Origin of the sequence: Bacteroides sp. ZJ-18, assembly GCF_011038705.2 — a bacterium.
Lineage (GTDB): Bacteria > Bacteroidota > Bacteroidia > Bacteroidales > Bacteroidaceae > Bacteroides > Bacteroides hominis.
Genome location: NZ_CP072198.1, coordinates 4678442 through 4691877, shown reverse-complemented (window position 1 = coordinate 4691877; position 13436 = coordinate 4678442). Strand labels below are relative to the sequence as shown.

The window sequence follows — 13436 nt, the reverse complement described above, 5'->3', positions numbered from 1 at the left end:
ATTTAGTCTCGTGTTATAGGAACTTTGAAAAATTCTATTTGTTTATATCCTTTTCCAAAGTTGATTCCTACAGTTGCTTTAGAAAATTCAGTTGCATATTGACTTACTTTCTCTATATGTTGTCTGCATTTGACCGGAATATTGCTAGGGAAGACAATACTAACTGCATGATAATTCTGATCTGAGATCTGAATATTTCCTCCACGATATACATTTCCTTCGTCATCGTATGAGGTTGAATAGTTACTATAACCTGATATGGTAAACTTTTGATCTTGATCCGAAATGTTATTTATAGTGAATTCTAAAACAGCTGTTCCACCTGATTCAATACATCTCAGAAACTTTACTTTGATGTCTGGGTGTGGAGAAACGATTTTTACCTGGGCGTTAATGGAAAGCGTGATAACTAATCCAAGTATAAGAAATAATACTTTTTTCATGTTTATATATTATTATGTTTAAGCGTTTAATTAATCACGTGTAATAGGAATATTAAAGAATTCGATTATTTTGGTACCTTGACCGTAATTAATTCCTACAGTAGCTTTGGAGAATTCAGTTGCATATTTGCTGACTTTTTCTATATGTTCTCTGCATTTGATTGGAATATTGCTGGGAAATACAACACTAACTGCATAATAGGTCTGATCTGAGATTTGAATGTTTCCTCCTCGATATACATTTCCTTCATCATCATATGCGGTTGAGTAATTATTATAACCAAGTATGGTAAACTCTTGATCTTGGTTGGAAAGGTTGTTTACAGTAAATTCGATGACAGCTGTTCCACCTGATTCAATACATCTCAGAAACTTCACTTTGATGTCTGGGTGTGGAGAAACGACTTTTATTTGTGCACCTACGGAAAGCGTGATGATTAATCCGAGTGCTAAAAATAATATTTTTTTCATGTTTATACTAATCTCTTGTTATTGGAATATTTAAAAATTCGATTGCTTTTCCTGAAGAATATGCGTTAATGGGTATCAGGCATTTTAAAAATTCAGAGGCATATTGACTTACGTTTTCAATATGTATTTTACATTTTACCGGTATATTACTGGGAAATAATTCAATGGCAGTTGCCATAGGTCTACCCGATATCTGGGCTTTTAAATCTGTATATACATTTCCTTCATCATCATAGATTTTCGATTGCCAACCTACAATATCGAATTGGGTGTCTTTATCTCCTAGATTGTTGACTGTGAACTCTAATATAGCACTTCCTCCAGCTTCTACACAACGTAAAAATTTAACTTTCACATCCGGATGTGGAGATTTGACCTTTACCTGTGCTTCAATACCTAATGACAATAAAATGAACAGTGTAAAAAATGATATCTTCTTCATAATACTTTATTTGGGATGATTAATTACAATTATCTAAAGCTCGTTTGGCCCTATCCGCATTCTTACCTCCAGTGTCTATAACCTTTTGGTACCACACCCGGGCTTGAGGTATATTTTTCTCGGTACCTCTTCCTCCTCTATACATTTCTGCTAATTCATAATAAGCAGCTACATATCCACCTTGGGCGGCTTTGAGCATATATTGAAAAGCAGTATTGACGCTTTTACCAACTCCGTTTCCTTCTCTGTATATGGTGGACAGATAGTAATATGAAGCTACATCACCTTTGGCAGCCGCTTCTTGGAATTGTGAGACAGCCTGTGTATAGTTGCCACGATTATATGCACTTTTTGCTGCACTGTAATAATCGCCGGCTGTTTGTAGTTTAGGTTGTACAGGTACACTCTCTCTGGCAGTTGATGGTTCTGCTGCATAAGATGATGTTTTCTTGGGCTGACTTTCTTCTTTCACTTTGGGCGTAATTGTGGCTTGAGAGTGCTTTACGGAAGAAGTCGTCTTATTCTGTCTCTTAGACTGCTTATTGGTTGTTTCATTGGTAGTTGGTGTCGACTCGGAAACGATTTGTTCTGTTACCGGCTTTGTCGGAATATCTGTTTTTTCACTACCTTTATTGCTGAAAAGAAAGTATCCTCCCACTCCGATAGCTGCGGCAATAGCAATATAGAGTATTGGACTTGTTGAGCTATTGTTGGACACAGAAGTGCCGGGAGTAGGAGTAGCAGGAGGTGTAGGGCGAGTGCCATTTCCCATTAGCGTACCTACTCCTTCTGTCTTGGCTTGTTGCCGATAGCTATTGGACGATGTTGTTGGACGGATGGTAGTAGGGGTAGATGAGAGAGGATCGTATGCGTGTCCATATTGTTTTTCATAACAATCTGTACACATTCGTTTACTGTCAATATAGTATTCTTGTGATACACACCGATGGCACTTGGGACAGTTGGCCGTTTTTATAAGAAGTACGGCTTTTCCGGAGATTGCGCAATTTACTATTTTCTTGGTTTCATCTTGTTGAATCTGCTGGATGTTGGTGATATTTGTAGTGCTGACTTGTTGCTTATTAATGGTTTGTGCATTATCGCCTCCGACTTTTATATTATCTCCCGTGTGCACACTTTTGTCTATGCGGTTATCTTCATTGATCGATACTCCACTGGGTGTCGACGATACGGGCAGTTCGGTCAGTTCCGTACCACATTGGCTACAGAACTTACCGTTCGCTTCGATACCTTCTACCGTTCTATTGCATTTAGTACAAATCTTTTTCATTATTTTTTAGGTCGTTTGCTCTATTATCTAAATTGATTTTCGTTAGTCTTTCTACCAGAAAGAAATTACTTTCCTGTATTTCGCCTTCTACTTCTACTTCCTGTTTTTCGAACTGAGTAAAATAAGGGTCGTTGATATCTCCGTGTTCCTTTCTGTACATCCGATAGATATCCATATTTTCAGAAATCAAGAAGGGGATTTCTCCTTCCGATTTCGAATCTTTGTTCATGTATCTGATTAAAACTGTGCCTTTTACTATATCCATACTCTTATTGTTTAGATTTCGCTGCCGCAGTTCTGGCAGAAACGTTCGTTTGGTTCACACATGGCCTGACATTTGGAACATACTTTTTGAATACTTTTTGCCGGTCCTCCATTGGTTGTCGGAGAAAGAGAAGTGGCAGAAGGCATCGGTTGTGCATACCGTGTAGTATAGTTCAATGCCTGATCTTGATGCTGATCGTGACGAGCCTGTTCGTGGTGTATCTCCTGACGGTATTCCTCTTTCATGTTCCTTTCGTTTTGTACGACACCTCCGCTGATGTTAGCGGCTGTATTTAGCATTTGCGACATGATTCTTTCCAAGCGGTCGTTTTCTTCTTTTCGCTCTTCTTTCTGTTGTTGTATCCAGGCCTCCTGTTGTTTGCGGAGTTCTCTTTCCTGCTCCACATCTTTTCCGGCAGCAAATGTTCTTGCGAATTCAGCTTGCGCGGCTTCACTCATATTAGCAATTTTTTCAGACATGATTTGTTCGGCAGTCATACCTTGGCGAGTCTTCAGGCCTTCCAATTCGATTCGTCTTCTGTCTGCTTCATCGTCCAGTAATTGTTGTTGTTCCTGCATGCGTCGTGCAGATGCCCGGTCTTCCATGTTTGCATCCAGTTCTTCTATTTGGCGGAGTCGTTCCATTTGGGCTTCACGTCCGCGTTCGGCTAAGTCATATGCAAACTCCACTTGTTCGTTTTGAGCTTGTTGGGCTTCCTTTTGCAGTTGCAGTTCGGCCTGTCTTCGGGCTGTGATTTTTTCTATTTCTTTGTAGAAACGATCGTCTTTGTAGGTATCTTCATGTTGCGTCATTTCCAGTTGGTGAAGCATGGCCTGCAGTTCTACTTCCTGTTCACCTCCTGTTCGCACCTTTTCATATTCGATGGCATTTTGCAGTTGCATCAGTTTGACGGCATATCCACGGTGGTATTGTCTCTCTTGTATCTGGAATTTTAAAATTTCCGTTTCTTCTTCACGCAGCAATCCGGTACGTTCGATATCTGCCAATGCCTGATTGATCACATCTTGAGCTTGTATTTCGGTGAGATTGCTTTGTGCTTCCTGGATTCTTCTTTCCCTTGAAAGAACCATGTAGAAGTTTTCAAATTCTTGTTCGGTCAGAAGCCGATCTTTGTTAACTTCTCCCAATCTTTTGTATAAATCCAGATCACTTTGCGCTTCATTTAATGTCTGTTGGGCTATTTCTGTATTGAGGCGGTTTTTAAAATCGTTCGTACGGTGAAGATAGTCCAGTTCCTGATCTGATAGATACAGTTCCCGGCTTAATTCACGCAATCTTTCTAAATCCTGATTGGAGGTGGTTATCTCCACTATCTTTTCAAGAACGATTCCGTGTAAAGACCATGTGGCCTGTTGCTTGAGTTTCTGTTCTATTTGTCCTACTACGTTGGAAGGAATCTGCAGATTGTTCAGTTCGACATCATTCATATATTCCTGAATGGCTGATTGTATGATTGGGGTAATCTGATGTGCCAGCGAACGGGTGGTTACGCTATTATTGTCTCCTAAATAGTGGTCGGTAAACTGGTCAAACTTTTCGATTCGGAAGAAAGCGCGCATTCCCATGTCTACATCCAGATATCTGGTCCTGATCTTCATCGGGATAAAATCATTATATTCTTCCGGAGTCGGATGCGCTGCTCCGAAAATAAGCTGAAAACTTTTGTCAACTTTGAGGGTGATGGAAATAAGATCTCCTTTCTTTAGATATTCAATGGTGTGGTCTAAAGATTGAAGCTGGCGAAGCTCATCTGCCTGATTGTTGATCTGATCTTTCACCGGTCTGCCTAAAATAAGGTTTGCTATAAAACGAAATCCGTTGCCGATTCCCGATCTTAATCCTCCGATACGCGTATTGAGAAGGCTTTCCAATTCTTCCGGCTTGATAAAGTTGTAGGCTCCTCCATGTATTTCGGCTATAAGTTTTCCGTTTGCTTTGATATAGGCTGTGGTGCCGTCATTGATAATAATGCCCAAAGCTGTGTCATATTGCATAAATTCCGCTTCATTGATGCAGCGGGCTATTTCTCCTGGTTGTACGTTCCATACTATTTTTTGTTTGTGCATAGTCATAGCAGGTGCGGAGGTTGTATCGATGGGTTGTGCACTACTGGCTGTTGTGCCTGGTTGAGTTTGTGGAGCACCACACTGGGTACAAAATTTGGCTCTCGGTTTGAGTGTAGCGTGGCAAGTACTGCATTGAGGCGTTGTTTTTGCTTCAACAGGCTGTGGAGTACCACACTGGGTGCAAAATTTAGCTCCCGGTTTGAGTGTAGCGTGGCAAGATATGCATGTATCATTCATAGTTGTTTTTATTTTGATGTTAATATTTCCATGATTTCTCCTTGGGGCGAAGTATTTACCAATAACCGGGTATATTCGTTAAGGGAGTAGGCGTACGTATACTCTTTCTTCCCATTCGCATATTTATTCAGGAAAATATGGGTTAGTTCGCGTGGTTTTATTTGGTAATATTCATATAAATGCTTGTCTATTTTCTCTCTGATATGTTGCAGGTTGATGTTAACAAGTTGTCTGACCGCCGAAAGGATAGAACTGGGTTTATTCTCATACAGGTTCTCTATTTCACATTTTGTGGTGGCAGCAGATGGTATGATCAAGAAATCTGTTTCTGATGCTTTTGAATGCTCTGAAGTTCTGGAAGTCTTTAAGCTTGGATCTCCGAATAAATTAAATTCTGTTACAGTCAGCATATTTTCTGCTGAGGCTTCCGAAGTACGTTTGAAAACTTCACTACGTGCTTTGAATAAGGCTTCACCCGCTGTGGATCCGGATAACATTTCGGACATAAATACTTGTGCGATGATATCTGCATTGCTAGTCCAAACGGAGGATTGGAGAGGCTGATCGACGGCTCCGTAAGCAATACGTGAGGAGCCTATATAGATCATTGTCTGTTCTGTGACAGCTGATAACAACATGGAGTCATTCACTTTCTTCTGGATGTATTTGGCACCGTAACAGGCTTCTGTGACAACGATATTCGCTTTATTTGCACGCGTTAGTTCCCGAGGAGAAATGCCGATACTGGCTCCTTGTCCTTCTATGATTGATTGTCCCAGAAATCCACTGACAGAAGGTGCATTGCTTCCATGCATGTTGAAATAGTACAGTTGGGCATCAGTATTGAATACTTTGTCGACAATATCTACTGTTATATCGGGCGTGAGAAAGATATGTTGATAGTAAAATCTCGGATCTATCGGGGGATCGTAAGTGGGTATGCAATTACTGTTTATGATTTCTTTCATCACCTCTATACTTACTTTTTTCCAGTGCGGATCGCATTGGGCATAAGCTTGATGAAGGGGGATGCCTTTCGACTGGTTCAATAGCACACAACGATGGAGGTAGTTTTCAAGGTGTTCCCAGGTTGCATCTGCTGCTAATGGGAGACGGCCTACATGTACAGTTTGGGGATATTGAAACAATTCCCACTTTTCAAGCTTTTGTTGTGTATCCGGTTCCGACAGAAAACTGTAAAGAATATCTGTCTCAATATCTTTTTCATTACTTGTTGGACGAAAGTGTTTCACGACCGGCATCGGGATGATGTCATCACCACCGATGATGAATACATATATCGTTTTTTTATTTTCATGATAAAGAGAATGTCGATATTTTCCAGCCAATATTTTTTGGTGCTTTTCCCAACAATCCTGAGGAGAAAGTCCGGCATCTGAGACATCTATACATTCATAATATACGTTTTCGTTTCTTCGGGCAGAAATAAAGAGGGAAAGGAGTTCTTTTATTTGTGATATGTTTACTTTCAACTTTCTGCCCAAAGCTGTTAGATTTGTGAGGATATATCCATATTTATTTGCTGCATTTGTTTCGTGGGCAGTGTGACTTTCCTTTTCACTGCATAACTGAACCCCACAGTTTGAACAAAACCGTTCGTTATTTTCAATTTTTTGGCCGCAATTGTGACAGAAGCTCATAGTAATTAGTCGTCTTAATTGATGAATTTTACAAATATAAAGAATGTTTTTCAGTTAGGAAGTTAAATTTAGTTTTTTCTATCTGCGAAGTTTATTCATTAGGCTTACTTGTTCTTTTCTATCAGTCCATATTATAAGTTTGTCCAAGTTTTATGATTTAATGGGAAGAGATTCAGATCACTTTCAAATATATTCTTGAAGTTAAGATAAAAAATACGAAAGCTGCGGACTTATTATATTCGTATCCTAAAAAATATTTCTCTACATACTTTATCTTGGCTGCTAAGATATACGCCTTAGCAGCCAAGACATACTTTAGTGGGTCTTGAAGATAAATTTTCTTCTGGTGCTTTGTCACTTTAAGTAGAAGTAGAAAGAGTTATTTTATTGCAACTCAATAATCTCTTCGTTACAGATAGTAAGTTTCTCTACTCCCTCTTGTGTTACTGTCCACGAGTTTTCGATACCTACGGGACCTACACCCGGAATTACAATCTTAGGTTCGAGAGCGAAGACCATTCCCGGTTCCAGTTCTTGTTTCATACGGGGGGCAAGCACCGGAGCTTCATTAATTTCCAGACCGATACCATGACCTATGAATTTTGCTTGCTGGCCGATACCCATGAACTTGTCGGCAAAACCGGCTTTGGTCACTATATCGATGGCTGTATTATATAAATCCTCGCATACAACTCCGGGCTGGGCCATAGATGATACGGCGTCCTGTATGTCGAGACAGACCTGATGGGCTGTATACGCTTCATCACTCAACTTACCAATGGAGAATACGCGGCTCATATCGCCCATATATCCGTTAAAGTTTCCTCCGAGGTCTACCATCACACTTTGACCTTCTTTTAGCAGGCTTCTGTTGAGTCCTCCCGGGAGAGCCGGATCCAGTCCTTCACCTCCTAAGGCGAAATCGTATGGAGAAGGGAAAGCGGCATTGTCTCCGGTCAGTACACTGCCCATAAAGATTTCCATGCTCTGACCGAACACACGAAAGATTCCCAGATTACCTTGCAGACGCATCAACCTTTCTATTTCGATTGAAAATTCCAGATCGGTCATTCCCGGACGGTAAACAGAAGGAATCTGTTCGTAAGCTTTGGCGTGAGCTACACCCGAACGGCGGAATAATTCCACTTCTACAGGAGTCTTGATGCTACGCGCTTCGCGGATTAACGGAGTTCCGTTTACAATTTCCGACTCTGGGAAAACAGCGGCAAGGCGATTGTACTCTGTATATGACAGTTCGTCGCCTTCCAGCATCAGTTTCTGAGGGGCAGGCAATCCGCTTTCTTTAATCAGATCAAGAATCTGTTCCGGTTTTCGGATAGGGAAGACGTGTTCGCCGGTAATATTGTTGGGGCGTTTGATGAATAACAAGGCCGGTGAGTGGAGAGGTAAGTAGAGGTATCCGCTGACAACACGGCCATACGTATAGAGCAAGTTTACATTACAAGTGATGAGAGCGGCATCAATGTTTTGTTGAGCCATCAGCACGCGAATTTTATCGCGGCGCATCTTTAATTCGGGTTGTAACATTTCGTAACAATTATTTGGTTTCGAAATGCAAAGTTAGGCTATTTTAGTTGAAAATGAAACCTTTTCAGAAAAAAGTAGCGTTACCCACATCCTGTCTCAGGAAATGAGTAACGCAATTCACAAATACAACTAAACAAAGCTTTTTAGATGATACCTTGTCCCATCATGGCATGAGCCACTTTCATGAAGCCTGCAATGTTGGCACCTTTCACATAATTGATATATCCGTCAGGTTCTGTACCATACTTCACACACTGTGCATGGATACCATGCATGATGGTATGGAGTTTCTCGTCTACTTCTGCTGCACTCCAGCTCAAGTGCATGGCATTTTGTGACATCTCCAGCCCGGACGTTGCTACACCACCTGCATTGACTGCTTTACCCGGTGCATACATCGTTTTGTGTTCGATGAAAAGATCGATGGCTTCGGGTGTACAACCCATGTTGGAGATCTCTCCGACACAAAGAACATTGTTATTAATAAGATTTTTGGCATCTTCGCCGTTTAATTCGTTTTGAGTGGCACAAGGAAGGGCTATATCGGCTTTCACCTCCCAAGGACGTTTACCGGCTACGAAAGTAGATCCCGGGAATTCGTCAGCATACGGAGCTACGATATCGTTGCCCGAAGCACGGAGTTCAAGCATATAATCGATCTTTTCCCCACTGATGCCGTTCGGATCATAGATGTAACCATCCGGGCCGGAGATTGTAACAACCTTTGCTCCCAACTCGGTAGCTTTGGTAGCAGCTCCCCAGGCAACATTTCCGAATCCGGAGATAGCTACAGTCTTGCCTTTTATATCGATACCTTTAGTCTGCAACATTTGGTTGACGAAGTACAAACCTCCGAATCCGGTAGCTTCCGGACGGATCAGTGAACCGCCAAACTCAAGTCCTTTTCCGGTGAAGGTTCCTGTAAATTCACGGGTTAGTTTCTTATACATACCGAACATGTAGCCTACTTCACGTCCTCCTACACCGATGTCACCGGCCGGTACGTCCATATCCGGGCCCAGATGGCGCCACAATTCAAGCATAAATGCCTGGCAGAAACGCATGATTTCAGCATCACTCTTGCCACGTGGAGAGAAGTCGGAGCCGCCCTTACCACCACCCATCGGCAGAGTAGTCAAGGCATTCTTAAAGGTCTGTTCAAATCCGAGGAATTTCAGGATAGACAGGTTGACAGAAGCGTGGAAACGGATACCGCCTTTATACGGGCCGATAGCGTTGTTGAACTGAACACGATATCCCAGGTTGGTTTGTACTTCACCTTTATCATCTACCCATGTCACGCGGAACGTAAAGATACGGTCCGGCTCTACCAGTCTTTCGATGATTTTGGCTTTTTCAAACTCAGGGTGCTGATTGTATATATCTTCGATAGAGAGAAGCACTTCTTTTACAGCTTGAAGATATTCTGATTCGCCGGGATGTTTAGCCTCTAAAGAGGACATGATTTTTTCGATGTTCATAATAGTATGTTTTAATAGGTTGATTCTGATAAAATGTCACTTTATTGTATCGCAAATATAGGAAAACTTTTCTAATGTTATTTGATTGTATGGAATATTTTGATTAAATAATGATAAAATGATAGAAAGAGTATTGAGGGTAAATATGTCAAATCTTCGTTTTTACCTTCGGATTATGTCTTTTAGTTAGTAATTTCGGATTTCTCGACTTTGATGTTTCGGTTTGTTTTCAAATCGGAAATGGGAAGATAATCTGTGCCTATATTGGAAGTTGGCAATAAAGTGAATTGCTTTTTCTTGCTTTTCCCAATAAAAACAGCGACTTTTGTCTGTTGAATTTTAAAACTACGGGAAACCCATGCTCAGCAAATTTAAATTAAACCAGCTCTATTTTAAAGATACTCAGTTTGCCAATCTGATGACAAGGCGAATCTTTAATGTTTTATTGATAGCCAATCCTTACGATGCTTTTATGCTGGAGGATGACGGACGTATCGATGAAAAGATTTTCAATGAATACACCTCGCTTTCGCTCCGTTATCCCCCTCGTTTTTCGCAAGTTTCTACCGAGGAAGAGGCGTTGAGACAGCTTGGGAGTGTATCGTTTGATTTGGTGATTTGCATGCCGGGTACGGGAGACAACGATAGTTTTGATATCGGACGTCATATCAAGGAGAAGTACGAACAGATACCGATCGTTATCCTGACACCGTTCAGTCACGGCATTACCAAACGGATAGCGAACGAGGACCTGAGTGCATTCGACTACGTGTTTTGTTGGTTGGGAAATACTGATTTGCTGGTGTCCATCATCAAGCTGATCGAAGACAAGATGAACCTGGAGCATGACGTGAAAGAGGTGGGCGTGCAGTTGATTCTGCTGGTAGAAGACAGTATCCGTTTCTATTCATCCGTGCTTCCCAATCTTTATAAATTTGTGTTGAAGCAGAGTCAGGAGTTCTCTACCGAGGCTTTGAATGCCCATCAACGTACACTCCGTATGCGCGGGCGTCCCAAAATAGTATTGGCCCGTACTTATGAGGAGGCAATGGATATATACGATAAGTATACCAATAATATACTGGGAGTCATCACCGATGTCCGCTTTCCCCGTGTGGAGAAAGGAGAGAAGGACGGCATGGCAGGAATCAAGCTTTGTGCGGAAGTCAGGAAGAAAGATCCGTTCGTACCCTTGATCATCCAGTCGTCCGAGACAGAGAACGCTGCCTATGCGGCTAAATATGGAGCTACGTTCATTGATAAGAATTCCAAGAAAATGGATGTCGATCTTCGCCGGATTGTTTCCGATAATTTCGGTTTTGGCGACTTTGTGTTCCGTAATCCTGAGACGGGTGTCGAGATAGCCCGGGTTCGGAACCTGAAAGAGTTGCAGAATATTCTTTTTGCCGTTCCTGCCGAATCGTTCCTTTATCACATCAGTCGCAATCATGTTTCACGTTGGCTGTATTCACGTGCTATGTTTCCGGTTGCGGAATTCCTTCGTCCCATCACCTGGCATAGTCTGCAAGATGTGGATGCGCATCGTAAAATCATCTTTGAGGCCATTGTTAAATACCGAAAAATGAAAAATCAGGGAGTGGTAGCTGTATTCAAACGCGACCGCTTCGACCGTTATTCAAACTTTGCCCGTATCGGAGACGGTTCGTTGGGAGGAAAGGGGCGTGGACTGGCGTTTATTGACAATATGGTGAAGCGTCATCCGGAATTTGAAGAATTTGAGAATGCCCGTGTGGCTATCCCGAAAACAGTGGTGCTTTGTACCGATGTATTCGACGAGTTTATGGATAGCAATAATCTGTATCAGATTGCCCTTTCCGATGCTGATGACGATACGATTCTGAAATACTTCCTGAAAGCGAAGTTGCCCGACCGTCTGGTTGAAGACTTCTTTACTTTCTTCGATGTGGTGAAGTCTCCTATCGCCATTCGTTCTTCTTCCTTGCTTGAGGACTCCCACTATCAGCCTTTTGCAGGAATCTATAATACCTATATGATTCCTTATCTGGATGATAAATATGAGATGCTCCGTATGCTGTCCGATGCCATTAAAGGCGTATATGCGTCTGTTTATTTCCGCGACAGTAAGGCATATATGCAGGCCACTTCGAATGTGATCGATCAGGAAAAGATGGCCGTTATTCTGCAACAAGTGGTCGGCAATCAGTACGGAGACCGTTATTATCCTTCGATGTCCGGTGTAGCCCGATCTCTCAATTACTATCCCATTGGCGACGAGAAAGCTGAAGAAGGTACGGTAAACCTGGCTCTCGGTTTGGGCAAGTATATCGTGGACGGAGGTATGACTTTACGTTTCTCGCCTGCCCATCCTTCAAAGGTGTTGCAAACCAGTGAACTGGATATTGCCTTGAAAGAGACGCAGACCCGTTTTTACGCTCTCGATCTGAAAAATGCCGGTGATAACTTTTCGATTGATGATGGATTCAATCTTCTGAAGTTGCATGTGAAAGAAGCCGAAAAAGACGGTTCGTTACGGTATATAGCTTCTACTTATGATCCGTATGACCAGGTGATTCGTGACGGTTTATATCCCGGTGGGCGTAAAGTGATTACGTTTGCCAACATCTTGCAGCACGATGTATTTCCGTTGGCACGCATCCTGCGCTGGGTACTTCGTTATGGGCAGCAGGAGATGCGCCGTCCGGTAGAGATCGAATTTGCAGTGACACTCAATCATGACCGTGATAAGACCGGTACGTTCTATCTGCTTCAGGTACGTCCCATTGTAGACAGTAAAGATATGCTGGATGAAGATCTTACTACTATTCCGGACGAAGATGTGCTGCTCCGTTCCAATAACTCCTTGGGGCATGGCATTATGAACGAAATACATGATATCGTATATGTCAAGACTGATCATTACAGTGCATCGAACAATCAGAATATAGCTTGGGAAATAGAGAAACTTAACCAGCAGTTCCTGAATGAAGGCAAGAACTATGTACTTGTCGGACCCGGACGATGGGGAAGCAGTGACACTTGGTTAGGTATCCCGGTGAAGTGGCCGCATATTTCTGCTGCGCGTGTCATTGTGGAAGCCGGACTGACCAATTACCGGGTAGACCCCAGTCAGGGGACGCATTTCTTCCAGAATCTGACCTCCTTTGGTGTAGGTTATTTCACCATCAATGCGTTTATGAATGATGGAATATACAACCAGGAGTTTCTGAATGCGCAACCTGCCGTATTTGAGACTGAATATCTTCGTCACATACACTTTGAGAGGCCGATTGTTGTGAAAATGGATGGTAAAAAGAAACTTGGAGTGGTTCTTATGCCGGAGAAATAATAAAATAATATTGTATAAAAAAAGTCCTGTTTTTCATAAGAAAGGCGGGACTTTCTTGTTTTAGCCCATTTCTGTGGTCTGTTTTTATGATTAAACAACTATTTGTGGCCCTTTTTTCAGATTTTGTAAGGAATCGAAGGTTGTGTATTTATTATAATAAAAGAAAACTATAATTTTGCCTG

Annotated in this window: 10 protein-coding genes and 1 pseudogene; 1 reads left to right on the top strand and 10 read right to left on the bottom strand. The window is 41.9% G+C overall.

The window, feature by feature from the left end:
• Positions 1 to 2: 2 nt before the first annotated feature.
• The 10 genes and pseudogenes from G7Y45_RS18960 to gdhA all read right to left on the bottom strand — a co-directional run bounded on the left by G7Y45_RS18960 (position 3) and on the right by gdhA (position 9926).
• A complete protein-coding gene (locus G7Y45_RS18960; protein WP_165016596.1) occupies positions 3 to 443 on the bottom strand; it encodes a hypothetical protein in 441 nt (146 codons plus the stop codon).
• Between the two features lie 30 nt (positions 444 to 473).
• A complete protein-coding gene (locus G7Y45_RS18955) occupies positions 474 to 914 on the bottom strand; it encodes a hypothetical protein (protein WP_165016598.1) in 441 nt (146 codons plus the stop codon).
• A 7-nt stretch (positions 915 to 921) separates the two neighbouring features.
• Positions 922 to 1356, bottom strand: a complete 435-nt coding sequence (locus G7Y45_RS18950) for a hypothetical protein (RefSeq protein ID WP_165016600.1) — start codon at positions 1354 to 1356, stop codon at positions 922 to 924.
• A 19-nt stretch (positions 1357 to 1375) separates the two neighbouring features.
• Positions 1376 to 2647 (bottom strand): tetratricopeptide repeat protein, encoded by a 1272-nt coding sequence (locus G7Y45_RS18945; protein ID WP_165016602.1) that lies wholly within the window; start codon positions 2645 to 2647, stop codon positions 1376 to 1378.
• On the bottom strand, positions 2628 to 2912 hold the full coding sequence (locus G7Y45_RS18940) for a hypothetical protein (RefSeq protein ID WP_165016605.1): 285 nt from the start codon (positions 2910 to 2912) through the stop codon (positions 2628 to 2630). Before G7Y45_RS18940 ends, G7Y45_RS18945 begins: the two co-directional genes overlap by 20 nt.
• Positions 2913 to 2923: 11 nt before the next feature.
• Positions 2924 to 5236 (bottom strand): zinc ribbon domain-containing protein, encoded by a 2313-nt coding sequence (locus G7Y45_RS18935; protein WP_165016607.1) that lies wholly within the window; start codon positions 5234 to 5236, stop codon positions 2924 to 2926.
• An 8-nt stretch (positions 5237 to 5244) separates the two neighbouring features.
• The gene (locus tag G7Y45_RS18930; protein ID WP_165016590.1) at positions 5245 to 6729 is read right to left on the bottom strand and encodes a C25 family cysteine peptidase; all 1485 of its coding nucleotides are present in this window, start codon (positions 6727 to 6729) and stop codon (positions 5245 to 5247) included.
• A gap of 105 nt (positions 6730 to 6834) precedes the next feature.
• Positions 6835 to 6897, bottom strand: a pseudogene (locus G7Y45_RS20185) (zinc-ribbon domain-containing protein); the annotation flags it as partial.
• A gap of 384 nt (positions 6898 to 7281) precedes the next feature.
• On the bottom strand, positions 7282 to 8445 hold the full coding sequence (locus G7Y45_RS18925) for a Xaa-Pro peptidase family protein (protein ID WP_005781100.1): 1164 nt from the start codon (positions 8443 to 8445) through the stop codon (positions 7282 to 7284).
• A 143-nt stretch (positions 8446 to 8588) separates the two neighbouring features.
• Positions 8589 to 9926 carry an NADP-specific glutamate dehydrogenase gene (gdhA, locus tag G7Y45_RS18920; protein WP_005781098.1) on the bottom strand — a complete coding sequence of 446 codons (1338 nt, stop codon included), beginning with the start codon at positions 9924 to 9926 and terminating at the stop codon, positions 8589 to 8591.
• 358 nt (positions 9927 to 10284) lie between these two features.
• Here gdhA and G7Y45_RS18915 point away from each other — a divergent pair, with 358 nt between their 5' ends.
• Complete coding sequence (locus G7Y45_RS18915; RefSeq protein WP_032535458.1) at positions 10285 to 13254, top strand: PEP/pyruvate-binding domain-containing protein; 2970 nt, start codon at positions 10285 to 10287, stop codon at positions 13252 to 13254.
• Positions 13255 to 13436: the final 182 nt, after the last annotated feature.